General features: G+C 54.6%; 1 protein-coding gene. It reads right to left on the reverse strand.

From position 1 onward, the window contains the following. Nucleotides 1-167: Phenylacetic acid catabolic protein (locus Q4563_RS21410; protein ID WP_336623072.1), on the reverse strand; the 167-nt coding region annotated here is incomplete at its 3' end. Nucleotides 168-251: the final 84 nt, after the last annotated feature.

A 251-nucleotide genomic window follows, 5' to 3' on the forward strand; every position in this document is an offset into this window, starting at 1 on the left:
TTCCACTTGAGGTCGGGATCGGGGGCGCTACAGCCGAGAATTTCCAGCTGTGGCACGGTCTGGTCGATAAAGCGCTGACGCAATTCATCGTTGGTGTGACGTTTGATTTTCCAGGCCATGGATTGCGCCCTGTTGGGTGAGTCAGCATCGCTGGGGCCAAACATCATCTAGGCTGGCCACCACAGACGATTGATAGCGTCTTGCACCATTGCTTTCTGGGCGTCATTTCCCTGTTGCATCATAGTCAGCAG

Source organism: Gilvimarinus sp. 1_MG-2023 (assembly GCF_030548285.1).